We start from the raw sequence: 14,366 nt of genomic DNA, 5'->3' as shown, positions 1-14,366 counted from the left end.
GTGTCGGAGACAGCGACGCTTGACCTTGACACAGTGACAAGGACTCCAATGGTCGACGAAGGAGGTGGTTGTCGTGAACACAACCAACCATGGTGGACAGAATGCTCACCTCGTCGACGCATTGGCCGCGGCTGATCCCTCGGTTCGGCTGCGCGCCGCGCTCGCTGTCGGCACGCGCCCGGACCCTGAGCTGACGGATGCCCTGATCGATCGGTGCGCCGTCGAGCCGGACTTCTTCGTCCGCGACATGCTGACCTGGGCATTGTGCCGCTTGCCGGCCGAAATTACGGTGCCGAGGCTGATCCGTGAGCTCGGGTCCGATGGTTCGCAAGCCCGCAGTCAGGCGCTCCACACCTTGTCCAAGATCGGCGATCCGATCGCGTGGCCCGAGGTCTCTGCGCTGGTGCACGACCAGGACGACGAGGTCGCGCGCAGTGCGTGGCGCGCCGCAGTGGCACTCGTGCCGGCAGGAGTCGAGGGTGCACTCGCAGCGGATCTGGCGACCGAACTCGGGCGGGGCGAACTGCAGATGCAGCTCAGTCTGAGCCGTGCTCTGACCGGGCTCGGCGAGGCTGTACTCCCGGTGCTCGACGCGGCCGGAATGAACCCGAATCCGCGTGTCCGGGCGCATGCTGATGCTACAAAGCAACTCTGGCACGACCCCGACGGTGGGTTCGCACTCTCTCACGAGTTGGCGAAGCGCGTCGCGGCAATCGGCCCGGACGCGTAGGAAGGGGAGACGGATGTTGATCGGCGAGGTCTCGCGGCGTTGTGGTGTCAGCACACGGATGCTGCGTCACTACGACACCTTGGGACTGGTGAAGCCGACTGGCCGCACGTCCGGCGGTTACCGGGAGTACTCCGCCGACGACATCCGTCGACTCTTCCACGTCGAGAGCTTGAGGACGTTGGGGCTCTCGTTGAACGAGGCCAAGCGTGCACTGGACGAACCCGACTTCGCGCCGGCCGATTTGGTGGGTGAACTCATGCAACACACTCGGCAACGGATCGCGGCGGAGGAGGAATTGCTGACCAAACTCGAAAGGGTCGATGCCAGCGCCCCTTCGGAGTGGGACGACGTCCTACGCATGGTCTCACTGTTGCGTGCACTCGAATCCGAGTTCGCTGCCCATCGTCAGCAAGCGATCCTGTCGCAGGAGCTGAATGCGGCGTTGCCCGTCGACGCACTCGTCGAGGCCATCCTGTCGGAGAAGGATGCCAACGTGGCCGGAGCGTTGCAGTGGGCGTTGGCGAGGACCGAAGGTGCGGGCCTTGCAGGTCTCACGAAGGGCCTCGAATCGGAGGACGTCGAGGTTCGACGCCGCGCGACGTCGGCCATCTCCGGGATCCACACCGAGGAAGCAACTCGGGCGCTGAAGCGAGCTCTCGATGATTCGGACGCGATAGTCCGCGCTGATGCCGCTCTCACCCTCGGATCTCGCGGAGAGGCCGTCTCGATGCCCGCTCTTCTCGAGATGGTCGCCGACGGGCGACGCGACGTCGAGGCCGGAGAGGTGCTCGGTCTTCTCGCGGAGCACTCACCGACAAGCGGTGAGGTCGTCGATGCCGTGCAGGCAAGACTCGACGGCACTGACGACGCCCCGACGAGGTTGCGAATCACGCAGGCACTCGCTGAGATTCCCGGCGCGGCGGCCCGGGAAGCGCTCGCCCGGCTGACACGCGACGACGACAAGACGGTCGCGTCCACGGCAGCGGCGATCCTCGCGATGCGGGACCGTGGACCACGCCGACGCGAACGACCGCGTATCGGGAACTGAAATCGGAGAACTAGGGCACCTCTGAAAAATGCGGGCCCGGGTGGTCAGCGCCGCAACGATTTTGCCGCGGCGTTGCCCTTCAACGCTGCACAGAGCAGGACAAGGAGCACCGCTAGAAACACGACTGTTGAGGCGACAGCCGACACCACAGATCCGAAACCTGTCACGACACCGATGACGACCTGCATGCACAGTCCCACTACGGCTGTCCACGCCGTCCGGCGTAGAAGGGGCCACGCAATCCGATGGGCCAATTGCCACGCCTCGGGGCTCGAGATCGTCGCCTTCGTGCGTATGCCGACAACGGGATTCGGTTCATCACCGACGACTCGCGGAAGAATCCCGGCAACGAACGCGAGGACAAGCGTCGACGACGACAGTGAGGCCGTCAGACCCAGTAAGTCAGGCGATCCCACCCGTCCAGCCCCCCTGTCGGCAGATTTGACACAGCGGACATTCCAGTCTGGGGTGCCGCTGGGCCACATCCGACTGTATGCGAACGAATGTATGTACTGCTGATCGGGTGACGCACTTTCAGGCTTTGTCGGATGAGCAGTGGACTCGATCTCGGACTAGTTTTCAGACAAGCCCTAATGTGGATTGCCTAGGCAAAAAAGGTTTCCCGCCGGATCCGCCAACACGTGCCGGATGATCCGCCCGAATCAAGTCGAGGTGAACCGTATTCCTTTGGCTGTGAGCCTGATCCATCTCAGGCAAAGCCTCGAAGCTGCTGCGCACCCGCTGCGCGGTGATCAACGGATATGGTCTCTCACGTGGTGGATCAACGGCGAATGAGTTTGCGACGCAGGTACCTGAGCCTCGGTCTTGGCGAACTGGCCGCCGCGGGAGTGTTTGCCGCCGTGGCTGTCAGCGTCGTGATGCCTCGGCTCGAAGGTCCGAAAGACTCCGCGGCGCTGTGGTCGGCGCTGGCCCCAATGCTCGTGGTTCTCGTGCAAGCGGGTGTCTATTGGCTGCTTGCCCGAGGCTGGGTCGAGCAGGCGCCGATGCCTGCCCGCCTCGCGGCGCTCTACCGTGTGTTTCGGGTCCTCGACATTGTCGTCTTGGCGGTCGGTCTCCTCGGCGTGCTCATTTGGCTACCAGATCATTTCGTCACTGCGGCGGCCATCATGGTGGTGTGGGCTTTCGGCGTCGTCGAATACGTCAATTACTTCGTGGCCCGTCTCGCTTATCCGCTGCGGCGGTGGCCGTTCGAGGTCGGCAAGTGGCGGACGCCTCAACTTGTGCGCGACCTGCATTCGGCGCGGTGATACCGGCAATTAAGCCGGCCTTTGCCGCAACGGCAAAATTTGATGCGGGATCGGCGTGAGTTCGGAAGGATCGGTATTGCCTATCCAGGAATGAAGCCTCTTCGTCGTTCTTCACCGAGGAAGGAGATCCACCATGGCAACGTCGCGTCGGAGCCGCCGTGATGTCCCCCCGCCCCGGACAGGGATTAGCGAGACCGATACGCTGCGCGCGTTTCTCGACTACCTGCGTGATTCGATCGCTGCCGAGGTTGAAGGTGCTCCGGAACCTCAGGTGCGCACCACAATTGTTCGGTCGGGAACAACCTTGCTCGGGCTGGTCAATCATTTGACCTTTGTCGAACGATCGATGTTTCTCGCCGAAAACGTGACGGATTGGAAAGCGACGTTTCAGCGAAGAGACCGGGCGCCATGCCGGGCACGCTGACATCCTCCGCGAACTTATCGACGGTTCGACCGGTCGGTGACATCGCAACATCGATCACAACAGTGGTTCGAAGTCGTCCGTCTCGCCGACAGCTTCCGCGCTTCATTGAGGCGAATGTCCACTACCGAAATCGGGGCCCACAGGTATCGGGTCGGTCGCTCCGTCGGGAGTTGTTACTTCCCAGTGCAGTTCGGATGCAGTCGGGGGAACGAGCGCCCCGATCCACTCGGCAACGACACCGACGATAACTTTCTCGAGTTCCGTGCGTGACCACTCTCGCGGACGAGTGGGAACCGGTGGCTCCCAGCCTTCCTCACCCCAGATCACGCTGAAAAGCTCCCGCTCGTCGCCGATCTGCTGATTCAAACTGAACGCATCCGGATCGTCGAATCGCGCCCAGACGCCGAAAGTGCCCTCGCCGTCCTGGTCCACGGAGACGTCGATGACAATGCCTTCGGCATGTGCTGTCGCCGCGGCGCGCATCGCCGCCAGCCGGCTTTCGACTACCGACGATGTGGTGTCGAGGACGGACCTCAGCGAGTCACGGTATTCGGTAGCTTCCACGGACTCAGAATATAGAACTCGTGGCTTCGAGCATGGTGGTATCGGGTCTTGGCCGAAATGTGGAGCGATGACGAGACCTGGGGGACTCGCAGTGCATCTTCGTGTCAAAGGATAACCGTTCGCCTGCAAGCATTTTCGGAAATCGATAGGGTTTGGCTTGTATTGATGTGGGGAGACTCGCAGCGTTGAGTGCGGAATCTGCGCACGACGGTTTCGCTCCTCGAGATCAGAGCGGTGAAGGTGGCATATGTCCGTTATCTTTTAAGCGGTGGTCCCATCTCCGGCCGCCACGCACTTGCGAGTGCGGACTGCAAGTGGAAGGCGGCCCTCGTGCAACAGGTATCGAGCCGAGTCTTGTGACGGCCCTGCGAGTGGTCATCGCCGACGACGACGTGCTCCTACGGGAGGGGGTGGCCAGCCTGCTCACTCGGGCAGGCCTGGAAATCGTCGGACAGGCAGGGGATGCGGACGAACTGCTGACACTGGTCGACGGGCAAAATCCGCAACTGGCCATCATCGACATCCGGATGCCACCGTCACACACTTCGGAAGGGCTCGACGCAGCGCTGCGTATAAGAAGAGAGTTCCCCTCCGTTGCAATGCTTTTACTGTCAGCACATGTCGAGGTCGATCATGCGTTGGAGCTTCTCGACGGAGGGAAGGGGATCGGGTACCTCCTCAAGAGTCGAGTGACCGACGTAGACGATTTCGTCGCGACGCTCGACAGGATCGCAGCCGGCGCCTCGGTCATCGATCCCGCTCTGGTCTACGAATTGGTGGCGGCCAGGCGACGTGACGACCCGTTGGCGGCACTTAGCGTCCGCGAGCGAGAAGTGCTGACGCTGATGGCAGAAGGCCTGTCGAACGTGGGGATAGGGCGTCGGCTGTGGATCACCGAGGGCACCGTCGAAAAGCACGTGCGGAGCATCCTCACCAAGCTCGATCTGGAGAGTACCGCCGACGACCATCGCCGCGTGCGCGCAGTCATCATGTATCTCGATGCCGTCAGCTGACGGGTGTCTGCGTTTGAATCGGCACACTCATCCTTGCGAAAGAATCCGCGCAATCGAGTCTGCGGACAGTTCGAACTTCGAAAGGAATCCGATGGCTGAACTCGATTCGACAAGATCGGCGAAGTCTTCTTCGTCGTGTGTCGACACAAGGATGATGGCCGGCGTCGGCGCCAAACCGGCGGCGTGGAGAACCTCCACCACGTCGAATCCGCTTTCGAAACCGAGGTCGATGTCCACCAGGACCAGGTCGGGGTGGGTAGCTTCGGCCACTGTGATGGCCGTGCCGAGGCTGGATGCGGTTCCGACAACCGTCATACCCGCGGCCTCGAGCACTCGTCGTGCAGCGGTGCAGAATGCATCGCTGTCGTCGACGATGAGGCAGCTCCGGTCGGAAGACTTCACCCTGTCAAGGCTGTCAGACGTCGGCGCACCCGGCATTACCGCTACCCGTAATTTCTCGGGGAACCCGGGCGTCCGATGACTTCGTCAGTTCCGTTGCGCGGCCGTCTCGTCACGTCCGTGCTGCGTCCGAGCGCTCCTCCCCTCGGTTGGGGCATCGCCCTGGCTACGGGATTGATTGTCGTGGAGATTCTTCTCGTTCTGATGTTGAAGCGGATTGCACCCGAGAATGCGTTCGGCGCGGTTTTTCTTTTCGGTGTCCTCGTCGTTTCGGCAGGCTGGGGATTTCGGCTGTCAATTGCGACGGCGGTTGCCAGCACTGCCGCGTACGCCTACATCCACGTCGTCGAAAGCCGTGAAAGCCTTGTACCGGCAGTGGTGGTTTTTCTCGTCCTGGCCTTGCTGACCAACGTTCTCGTCGGTCAGTCACGTCTTCGCGCCATGGAATCGGATCAGCGTCGTCGTGAGGCGGATCTGTTGGCTGCGCTGGCTCGGACGATGCTTCGGACGTCGAATGTAGTGGAGATGCTTGACGACGCGAGCGTGCGATTGTCCGCCGTGCTCGACCTGCCCGCGCCGTATGCGAAGTTAGGGCCCGCGGATGCCCCGGTGGGGCGCGGGCAGAGGCGGATCGTTCTACGGGATGGAGCCTGTGTCGCGGGTTCGCTACTTGTACCGGCAGAGTTGACCCAGGCCGATGCTCGCCGCGTTCAACGAATCGTACCGTCGCTCGAGGCCCTGCTTGCCGCTGTGCGAGATCGCGGGGTACTTCTCGAACAGACTCTCGCGTTGGCGCGTCAGCAGGCTTCACTGCGACGCGTAGCGACACTTGTTGCCTCGAGAGCCGAACCCGACGATGTCCATCATGCTGTCGCCGCGGAGTTGGCCGACGGACTGGACATCGAACACGTGTCGGTCGTGCGTTACGACGACGACTACTACTTCACAATTCTCGCTGCGCGGGACGATACTACAACCGGAGAACGATTGATCCCGGGTGAACGCTTCCCTGTCGGTGGATACAACGTCTGCACGATCGTCGAGACTTCGGGTGCGCCGATTGCCATCGACTTCACCACTGCGACAGGGGCGATCGCGGGGAGGCTGCGCGGACGCGGGTTGCGTACGGGAATCGGGGTACCGATCAACGTCGACGGTCGGACGTGGGGAGCTGTAATCATCGGCGGTACGGGACGTGTTCTCGCGAGTGACGTCGAGGACCGGTTGACCGACTTCGCAGACCTGCTCGCAACCGCGGTCTACAACGGTGAAACCAGGCGCGAGCTCACACGGTCCAGGGCGCGCGTCGTGGCTGCAGCCGACAAAGCCCGCCGAACCATCGAACGTGACCTGCACGACGGGGCGCAACAGCGGATCGTCACTCTCGGGATGGAGTTACGCGGCGCTCAGGCCGCAGTTCCCGACGGATTCGATGAGCTGCGAATCAGCTTGGCCCGCACCGTTGAGACACTAGCTCAAGTCAATACCGATCTTCGTGAACTCTCGCGAGGAATTCACCCGGCGATCCTGTCCCGCGGGGGTCTCGCGCCGGCGCTGAAGACTTTGGCTCGCCGCAGTCCGATCCCGGTCGCGCTCACAGCCGAGATCGTCACTCGACTAACCGATTCTGTGGAAGTCGCGGCGTACTACGTTGTCGCTGAAGCGCTCACCAACACCGCGAAATATGCCGACGCGTCCGTGGTTACGATCGCGGCCGTCTCGCAAGAGGGTCGTCTGGACCTCACCATCAGTGACGATGGCAAGGGGGGAGCAGACGCCGAAAGCGGTTCGGGTCTGATCGGGCTGCAGGACCGCGTTGCCGCGGTTGGAGGAACTCTGACGATCTCGAGCCCGGTCGGTGGTGGCACCACCATCACCGTTCGCATCGATCCCTCTACCAGTTAGCCGGTAGTGGGTTCCCCGGGTAGCGCTCCCCCACAATGGAAGCCAGCAGCGACGACATCGCTCCTGAAGTGGACGAATGTTCTTGTTACCCAACGAGAACCTTTCGCCCAGGAGGACATCATGCCGTACATCACCACTTCCGACGGAACCGAGATCTACTACACCGAACAGGGCGCCGGGAGGCCTGTGCTGCTCAGCCACGGTTGGCCCCTCTCCTCGGACGCCTGGCAGTTGGAACTCAAGTTGCTCGCCGACGCCGGTTACCGTGCCATCGCACACGACCGTCGCGGCCACGGCCGGTCCTCGAAGACCTATCAGGGCAACGACATGGATACCTATGCCCGTGATCTGGCTGAACTCGTCGAAGCGCTCGACCTCCACGATCTGACGCTCGTCGGTCACTCGACCGGAGGCGGCGAGGTCGTTCGGTACGCAGCGCAACACGGCGCAGGGCGTGTTGCCAAGGTGATCACCGTCGGCGCCGTTCCGCCGATCATGGTGAAGTCGGAGAACAACCCGGAGGGCACACCGATCGAAGCGTTCGACGACATCCGGTCCGGAGTTCTCACCGACCGTTCGCAGTTCTATCGCGACATCGCCGAGCCGTTCTTCGGCGCAAATCGCGAGGGGTCGAACGTGTCCCAGGGGGCGAAGGACGATTTCTGGCGCCAGGGAATGCTGGTCAATCTGGCAGCTGCCTACGACTGTGTCAAGGCGTTCTCGGAGACGGACTTCAGCGAGGACTTGAAGGCGTTGACCGTTCCCGTCTTCATTGCGCAGGGTGACGACGACCAGATCGTTCCCATTGGCGCAGCCGCCCTCAAGGCAATCGAATTGGTCAATGACGGCACATTGAAGATCTACAAGGGTGCGCCGCACGGAATCTACGGCGACTACCAGAAGGCTTTGGACGCAGACATTCTCGACTTCATCGCCAAGTAAGCCATTCAGCCCAGGCCGGTGGTGACCGTATGGTCACCACCGGCCTTTACGTGACAGAGTCCCGCCCTCGTCCGGAGACGGGACTCGGGTATCAGAGAACTCGGCAGCGCGTCAGACGGCTTCCTTGCTCGCCTGCGCCGCAAGGGTGAGCGCGATGTCGACGATCATGTCCTCCTGGCCACCCACCAGACGGCGGCGTCCAGCTTCGAGCAGCAGTGTGCGAACGTCGATTCCGTAGCGCTCCGACGCAGCTTCGGCGTGGCGCAGGAAGCTCGAGTACACGCCGGCGTAGCCGAGAGTGAGGGTTTCGCGATCGACGCGGACCGGCCGGTCCTGCAGTGGTCGGACGATGTCGTCGGCGGCATCCTGCAGGGCGAACAGGTCGCAGCCGTGCTCCCACTCTTCGATGTTGGCGACGGCGATGAAGGCCTCGAGGGGGCAGTTGCCGGCACCGGCGCCGTGACCGGCAAGCGAAGCATCGACGCGGGTGACGCCGTTCTGCACTGCAACAACGGAATTGGCAACCGAGAGCGAGAGATTCTCATGGGCGTGGATACCGATTTCGGTGCCCTCGTCGAGGATGTCGCGGTATGCACGAACACGATCCGCGACGTCGTTCATCACCAGACGTCCACCCGAGTCGGTGACGTAGACGCAGTGCGCGCCATACGATTCCATCAACTTGGCCTGCTTGGCCAGTTCTTCGGCAGGCGCCATGTGGCTCATCATCAGGAAGCCCGAGACGTCCATGCCGATCTCGCGGGCGGTCTCGATGTGCTGCGCGGAGACGTCGGCCTCGGTGCAGTGCGTGGCAACGCGAACCGAGCGAACACCGAGGTCGTAAGCATGCTTGAGTTCACTGATCGTGCCGACACCCGGAAGCAGCAGCGTGGTGAGACGAGCGTGCTCGAGTACCTCGGCCGCTGCTTCGATCCATTCCCAGTCGGTGTTCGAGCCGGGGCCGTAGTTGAGCGAGCCGCCGGCGAGGCCGTCACCGTGCGCTACTTCGATCGCGTCGACGCCGGCAGCGTCGAGAGCTTTGACGATCCGCTTGACGTCGGTGGGCGAAATGCGGTGGCGGACAGCGTGCATGCCGTCACGAAGGGTGACGTCCTGGACGAAGATCTTGCGGTTGCTCACTTGGTTGCTTCCTTCTGCTGGGCGATGCGCTCCGCGATCTGCATTCCGGCGGACGTCATGATGTCGAGATTGCCGGCGTACGCAGGCAGGTAGTGTGCCGCGCCCTCGACCTCGAGGAACACCGACACCTGGTGGGTGGGGCGATTGCCGTCGACGAGCAACGTCTCGACGGGCTGGTCGGCCGGGATCTCGGTGATCTGGACTTCCTGCTTGAGCCGGTAGCCGGGGACATACGCGGACACGTCGCCGACCATCTTCTCGATCGACTGACGGATCTCGTCGTGAACAGCCGGGTCCGGTGCGTCGACGAGGCAGAAGACCGTGTCGCGCATGATGAGCGGCGGCTCAGCGGGGTTGAGGATGATGATGGCCTTGCCGCGACGAGCGCCGCCGACTGCCACGATCGCCTCGGACGTGGTCTCGGTGAACTCGTCGATGTTGGCGCGCGTTCCGGGGCCGGCCGACTTGGAGGCGATGGACGCGACGATCTCCGCATACGCCACCGGGACGACCCGAGAAACAGCGGCAACCATCGGGATGGTGGCCTGGCCGCCACACGTCACCATGTTGACGTTGGGTGCGTCCAAGTGCTCGTCCGCGTTGACAGCCGGTACGACGTACGGTCCGATCGCGGCAGGCGTCAGGTCGATCATGCGCTTGCCGAGGGGAGCCAGCCGCGCGTTGTTGGCCACGTGAGCCTTTGCCGAGGTGGCGTCGAAGACGATCTCGATCTCGTCGAAGTTCGGCAGACCGACAAGGCCTTCGACGCCTTCTGCCGTGATCGGCACGTTCAGACGCGCCGCGCGAGCGAGGCCGTCCGACGCGGGGTCGATACCGACCATCGCGCCCATCTCCAGGTAGTCGGAGTTGCGCAGCACCTTGATCATCAGATCCGTGCCGATGTTGCCCGATCCGATGATCGCGACCTTGACCTTGCTCATGCGTTGTCCTCTTCGCTGGAGAAACTGGTGGTGACGGAACCGAGCCCGGAGACGGTCACGGTGACTACGTTGCCTGCGGTGACCGGTGCCATGGGGCCGAGAGCGCCGGACAGGATCACCTGCCCTGCGGTCAGCGGCTGCCCCAACTCACGTGCAGTGCGGGCGAGCCAGACGACGGCTTCGATCGGATCGCCCAGGCAGGCGGTTCCGACGCCGGTGGACACCTCGGTGCCGTCGACGGACATCGACATGACGACGCCGGCGGGTTCCACCTCGTCGAGGGTGCGTCGTTCGGTTCCCAGGACGTACACGCCCGAGGACGCATTGTCGGCGACGGTGTCACCGAACTTGATGTCCCACGACTCGATGCGGCTGTCGCAGATCTCGATCGCGGCGACGGCGTAGTCGATCGCACCGCGCACCTGCGCACTGTCCAGCGGTCCGTCCACGAGGTCGGCACCGAGCACGAAGGCAACTTCCGCTTCGACCTTGGGCTGGATCAAACGGCTCATGGGGATGGCGCCGCCCGCGGGGAACTCCATGTCGGCGTACAGCACGCCGAGGTCGGGCTGGTCGACACCGAGCTGCTGCTGGACTGCCACCGAGGTCAGGCCGATCTTGCGGCCTACGACCACGGCCCCCGCCTGCCGACGGATTTCGTCGACGCGGCGCTGGACGGCGTAGGCGGCGACGAGGTCGTCGGCGCCGATCAGATCGCGCACGGGCGCGCAGGGAGTGCCGCTCGCGATGGCGGCTGCGAGGCGGTCCGCAGCAGCTGCGATGTCGGTCTCGCTAGCTGTACTGGTATTCGTGGGCTGGCTCATGGCCACTACTTTCGCCGCGGCACCGAGATTGCGCCAGGGAACTGTCTCACTCAGCGATACGCTGGGGAGGTGACTGGCAGCGCAAACCTCGACACCGTGCTCGGCAAGGCGGTGACGATCCTGCGCGCCTTCCGGGCCGACGACCACGTGTTGCCTCTGGCCACCCTGGTCCAGCGGACGGGCCTGCACAAGGCGACGGTGCACCGCCTGGCCAACGAACTGGTCGCGAACCGGCTACTCGACCGTATCGACGGTGGCTACCGGCTCAGCGGCGGCCTCTTCGAACTCGGCATGCTCGCCTCTCTCGAACGTAGCCTCCTGGAGATGGCGATGCCGTTCCTCCAGGACCTGTACGAGCGGACCCACGAGACAGTCCACCTGGGGGTCCGTGACGGCCACGACGTCGTATACGTCGCGAAGATCGGCGGACACCGGCAAGCCAACTCGCCGTCCCGGACCGGTGGCCGGATACCGCTGTATTGCACCGCAATCGGCAAGGCGCTCCTGGCATTCTCCGACAACGAGTTTCGCCGCGAGGTGCTGTCGGAGCCGATGACGCGCCGAACCCCGCACACAATTGTTGCGCCCGGCATTCTCAATACTCAATTGAACCGAGTGGTCGAGACCGGTATTGCGTTCGAGCGCGAGGAATCAGCGCCGGGTCTCGCGTGCGTTGCGGCGCCGGTATTCGGAACCAATGACAAACCCGTCGCGGCCATCAGTGTCACCGGTCCCACCAGTCGCTTCGTCCCCGAGAGCCAGGTGTCCTACGTGCGCGCTGCTGCCGAAGGCCTACACAGCACGATCGCTCGCCGCGAACGATTGCGGTGATCTGGCCGTCCCGACCCGGACGAGCCCGGTCAATGCGTGCGGCAATGGCCCCTCGTGTAAGACGCCGAGACGTTGGGTCGCGCGGGTGAGGGCGACATAGAGTTCAGACGCACCGCGTGGGCCGTCGGCGATGATTCGCTCCGGTTCCACGACGAGCACGGCATCGAACTCCAGGCCCTTCGTTTCCGAAACCGGCACAGCGCCGGGCACACTCGCAGGTCCGATGACGACGCTCGTACCCTCGCGTCCGGCCTCGTCCTGATTGAATTCGTCGATGGCGGAGGCTAGTTCGTCGGCGGATATTTGTCTGGACCACGGCGCGATCCCGCAGGCGCGGACGGACTCGGGTGGCTGGACGTCTGGCGCGAACTCGGCGAGCAAGGCGGCGGCGACGCTCATGATCTCGGCGGGGGTGCGATAGTTCACCGACAGGGATCGGTAGATCCAGCGGCCGGGAACGTACGGCTCCATCATCGTCGCCCACGATCGGGCACCTGCGGGTGAACGTCGTTGCGCGAGATCACCTACCACCGTGAAAGACCGGTCCGGGCAACGGCGCATCAGGACTCGCCAGTCCATCTCGGACAGCTCTTGTGCCTCGTCGACCACGATATGCCTGTACGTCCAGTCTCGGTCAGCAGCAGCGCGTTCGGCGAGCTCCCGGGTATCGCGTTCGACGAAACGATCCGCCAGGTCCTCGGCGTACAGCATGTCTTGGGCGAGGAGATGATCCTCGTCGTCCATCAAGTCTTCACGACTGATCATCATGTCCAGCACGCCCGCTGCATACGCAGCCTCGTCGCGGCGTTCACGTTCGGCACTCTGGTCGACGGGCTTGTCCCGGCCGAGCATGTCCACCAATTCGTCGAGAAGCGGAACGTCGGACACCGTCCAGGCATCACCCTCTCGGCGCAACAGTGTCTCGTCTGCGCCTGCCTTGCGTAGGCGTTCCGGCGAAGTAAACAGCTGTGTCAGTAGCTCTTTCGGTGTCAAGATCGGCCAGAGTGCGTCGAGTGCGGCGGCAAACGCGTCATTCTCCGCCAACTCTGCGGTCAGATCTGCGCGCACTTGTTCCCAGGCTTCACGGTCACTGCGTGTCAACCATCCCTTGCCGATCCGCGCTATCGCCCGCTCGGTCAGTGCCCAGGTGACGATTTCGGTGAACACAGTCCGAGCGTCGTTGTGGGGGAGTCCGCTCGAACGAGCTTCTTCTCGGGCCCACTCCGCAGTTTCGGCGTCGATTCGCACTGTGACGTCCGCCAATTCGATCAACAACGGGTTCTCGGGCAATCGCTGATGATCGGCAATCGCTGCGCCGAGAACGTCCAGGATCTTCAGCGAGCCTTTGAGCCCAGCGGCCTCAGGAGCGTCCTCGGCGGTGACGCGTAAACCCGGAACGAGATCACCGGTGGTCATGAACACCACGTCGGACTCGCCCAGCGACGGCAGTACGCGGCCGATGTGGTTCAGGAACGCCGGGTTCGGCCCGACCACGAGGACGCCGTGACGTTCCATTCGCTCTCGCTGCGTGTAGAGCAGGTAGGCGACGCGGTGCAAGGCGACGACGGTTTTCCCGGTACCGGGGCCACCTTCGATCACCAGCACCCCGGGGTGTTCGAGTCGGACGATGTCGTCCTGTTCGGCCTGGATGGTCGCCACGATGTCCCGCATTCCCTCACCGCGGGGTGCATTGACTGCTGCGAGCAAGGCGGAATCGCTGTGGGTGTCGTGTTCTGCGCCGTCAGGGCGCCCGAGTACCTCGTCGGTGAAATCGACCACGTGTCGACTGCGTGTGTGGAACTGACGGCGTCGACGCATGTTCTCCGGGTTTGCAGCGGTGGCAACGTAGAACGGGCGGGATGCCGGCGCCCGCCAATCGAGCAGCACCGGTTCGTAGTCGTTGTCCGCATCGAGAAGGCCGATTCGGCCGATGTACGAAGTCTCACCCGACAGCGAGTCCAACCGGCCGAAGCACAGGCCGTTGTCGGCTACGTCCAGCCTCTTCACCTCTTTGGCGAGCGCGCGCACCTCTGCATCGCGTTCCATGAGTGCTTCGCCGTTTCCGCGCAGAGCGGTGCTGTACCTGCCCTTGACTCGGGCGCGCTCCGCATCGAGGCGTGCGTAGAGCGTCTCCACATAGTTCCGCTCGGATCGCAGTTCTTCTTCGTATCCCTGGGTTGGCACGTGCCCTCACTTCCGCTGGCTGTTCCGATCCCGTAGTGGGTCGTGCGGGATCGGAAGAGCCATTCTGCGGCACTACCCGGGCCTTGCCGCAAGGCCCCCGGTGCGATATACATTGATAGTGGAAGGGAGTGTCGATCCTCCCTCGGCTTTTTC

The 14,366-nt window shown here is 63.4% G+C and carries 15 protein-coding genes and 1 pseudogene; 9 read left to right on the top strand and 7 right to left on the bottom strand.

What is annotated here, in order from left to right:
- Window positions 1-64 precede the first annotated feature (64 nt).
- Both KTR60_RS27755 and KTR60_RS27750 read left to right on the top strand, forming a co-directional pair.
- The gene (locus KTR60_RS27755) at window positions 65-730 is read left to right on the top strand and encodes a HEAT repeat domain-containing protein (RefSeq protein ID WP_179090777.1); all 666 of its coding nucleotides are present in this window, start codon (window positions 65-67) and stop codon (window positions 728-730) included.
- A 13-nt stretch (window positions 731-743) separates the two neighbouring features.
- Window positions 744-1,778 carry a HEAT repeat domain-containing protein gene (locus tag KTR60_RS27750; RefSeq protein ID WP_063315452.1) on the top strand — a complete coding sequence of 345 codons (1,035 nt, stop codon included), beginning with the start codon at window positions 744-746 and terminating at the stop codon, window positions 1,776-1,778.
- Window positions 1,779-1,822: 44 nt separating this feature from the next.
- Here KTR60_RS27750 and KTR60_RS27745 read toward each other — a convergent pair whose 3' ends face one another.
- Entirely contained in the window at window positions 1,823-2,194 is a 372-nt protein-coding gene (locus KTR60_RS27745) for an SdpI family protein (protein WP_054826713.1), read from the bottom strand.
- Between the two features lie 375 nt (window positions 2,195-2,569).
- Between KTR60_RS27745 and KTR60_RS27740 the strand changes: the two genes are divergently transcribed.
- The 3 genes and pseudogenes from KTR60_RS27740 (at window position 2,570) to KTR60_RS29340 (ending at window position 3,510) form a co-directional block, all read left to right on the top strand.
- Window positions 2,570-3,046 (top strand): hypothetical protein, encoded by a 477-nt coding sequence (locus KTR60_RS27740; protein WP_030537437.1) that lies wholly within the window; start codon window positions 2,570-2,572, stop codon window positions 3,044-3,046.
- Window positions 3,047-3,179: 133 nt separating this feature from the next.
- Window positions 3,180-3,338, top strand: a pseudogene (locus KTR60_RS29345) (mini-circle protein); the annotation flags it as partial.
- A 79-nt stretch (window positions 3,339-3,417) separates the two neighbouring features.
- Entirely contained in the window at window positions 3,418-3,510 is a 93-nt protein-coding gene (locus KTR60_RS29340) for a DUF664 domain-containing protein (RefSeq protein WP_370852753.1), read from the top strand.
- Between the two features lie 62 nt (window positions 3,511-3,572).
- Here the strand turns inward: KTR60_RS29340 and KTR60_RS27730 are convergent, their stop codons facing one another.
- Window positions 3,573-4,034, bottom strand: a complete 462-nt coding sequence (locus KTR60_RS27730) for a DUF6389 family protein (protein ID WP_054188324.1) — start codon at window positions 4,032-4,034, stop codon at window positions 3,573-3,575.
- 356 nt (window positions 4,035-4,390) lie between these two features.
- On the opposite strand from KTR60_RS27730, the gene KTR60_RS27725 reads away from it, so the two are divergent.
- On the top strand, window positions 4,391-5,047 hold the full coding sequence (locus KTR60_RS27725; protein WP_030537435.1) for a response regulator: 657 nt from the start codon (window positions 4,391-4,393) through the stop codon (window positions 5,045-5,047).
- Window positions 5,048-5,074: 27 nt separating this feature from the next.
- Here the strand turns inward: KTR60_RS27725 and KTR60_RS27720 are convergent, their stop codons facing one another.
- On the bottom strand, window positions 5,075-5,449 hold the full coding sequence (locus KTR60_RS27720) for a response regulator (protein WP_223304479.1): 375 nt from the start codon (window positions 5,447-5,449) through the stop codon (window positions 5,075-5,077).
- Window positions 5,450-5,524: 75 nt separating this feature from the next.
- Between KTR60_RS27720 and KTR60_RS27715 the strand changes: the two genes are divergently transcribed.
- Together KTR60_RS27715 and KTR60_RS27710 are read left to right on the top strand one after the other, a co-directional pair.
- Window positions 5,525-7,351: an ATP-binding protein gene (locus tag KTR60_RS27715; protein ID WP_228401480.1), complete on the top strand. Its 1,827-nt coding sequence runs from the start codon at window positions 5,525-5,527 to the stop codon at window positions 7,349-7,351.
- A gap of 120 nt (window positions 7,352-7,471) precedes the next feature.
- Window positions 7,472-8,293, top strand: coding sequence for an alpha/beta fold hydrolase (locus KTR60_RS27710; RefSeq protein WP_158170730.1), 822 nt, complete (start codon window positions 7,472-7,474; stop codon window positions 8,291-8,293).
- 111 nt (window positions 8,294-8,404) lie between these two features.
- Here the strand turns inward: KTR60_RS27710 and dmpG are convergent, their stop codons facing one another.
- The 3 genes from dmpG to KTR60_RS27695 are packed head-to-tail and all read right to left on the bottom strand — an operon-like array spanning window position 8,405 to window position 11,198.
- Entirely contained in the window at window positions 8,405-9,385 is a 981-nt protein-coding gene (gene dmpG / locus KTR60_RS27705) for a 4-hydroxy-2-oxovalerate aldolase (protein ID WP_416309284.1), read from the bottom strand.
- Between the two features lie 44 nt (window positions 9,386-9,429).
- Entirely contained in the window at window positions 9,430-10,374 is a 945-nt protein-coding gene (locus KTR60_RS27700; protein WP_003943168.1) for an acetaldehyde dehydrogenase (acetylating), read from the bottom strand.
- Window positions 10,371-11,198 carry a 2-keto-4-pentenoate hydratase gene (locus KTR60_RS27695; protein ID WP_007735684.1) on the bottom strand — a complete coding sequence of 276 codons (828 nt, stop codon included), beginning with the start codon at window positions 11,196-11,198 and terminating at the stop codon, window positions 10,371-10,373. Before KTR60_RS27695 ends, KTR60_RS27700 begins: the two co-directional genes overlap by 4 nt.
- Before the next feature lie 69 nt (window positions 11,199-11,267).
- Between KTR60_RS27695 and KTR60_RS27690 the strand changes: the two genes are divergently transcribed.
- Window positions 11,268-12,029 (top strand): IclR family transcriptional regulator, encoded by a 762-nt coding sequence (locus KTR60_RS27690; RefSeq protein ID WP_003942865.1) that lies wholly within the window; start codon window positions 11,268-11,270, stop codon window positions 12,027-12,029.
- Here the strand turns inward: KTR60_RS27690 and helR are convergent.
- The gene (helR, locus tag KTR60_RS27685; protein ID WP_158170734.1) at window positions 11,991-14,213 is read right to left on the bottom strand and encodes an RNA polymerase recycling motor ATPase HelR; all 2,223 of its coding nucleotides are present in this window, start codon (window positions 14,211-14,213) and stop codon (window positions 11,991-11,993) included. The two genes, KTR60_RS27690 and helR, sit on opposite strands and share 39 nt — an antisense overlap.
- Window positions 14,214-14,366: the final 153 nt, after the last annotated feature.

This window comes from Rhodococcus sp. C1, assembly GCF_020809065.1.
Lineage (GTDB): Bacteria > Actinomycetota > Actinomycetes > Mycobacteriales > Mycobacteriaceae > Rhodococcus_F > Rhodococcus_F qingshengii.
This window is presented reverse-complemented; position numbering and strand designations above follow the sequence as displayed.

Excerpts from the sequence above, each read along its gene's own strand:
- KTR60_RS27750 (WP_063315452.1), top strand. The coding sequence starts at position 744 with ATGTTGATCGGCGAGGTCTCGCGGCGTTGTGGTGTCAGCACACGGATG.
- KTR60_RS27740 (WP_030537437.1), top strand. The coding sequence starts at position 2,570 with ATGAGTTTGCGACGCAGGTACCTGAGCCTCGGTCTTGGCGAACTGGCC.
- KTR60_RS27715 (WP_228401480.1), top strand. The coding sequence starts at position 5,525 with ATGACTTCGTCAGTTCCGTTGCGCGGCCGTCTCGTCACGTCCGTGCTG.
- KTR60_RS27710 (WP_158170730.1), top strand. The coding sequence starts at position 7,472 with ATGCCGTACATCACCACTTCCGACGGAACCGAGATCTACTACACCGAA.
- dmpG (WP_416309284.1), bottom strand. The coding sequence starts at position 9,385 with ATGCACGCTGTCCGCCACCGCATTTCGCCCACCGACGTCAAGCGGATC.
- KTR60_RS27700 (WP_003943168.1), bottom strand. The coding sequence starts at position 10,374 with ATGAGCAAGGTCAAGGTCGCGATCATCGGATCGGGCAACATCGGCACG.
- KTR60_RS27695 (WP_007735684.1), bottom strand. The coding sequence starts at position 11,198 with ATGAGCCAGCCCACGAATACCAGTACAGCTAGCGAGACCGACATCGCA.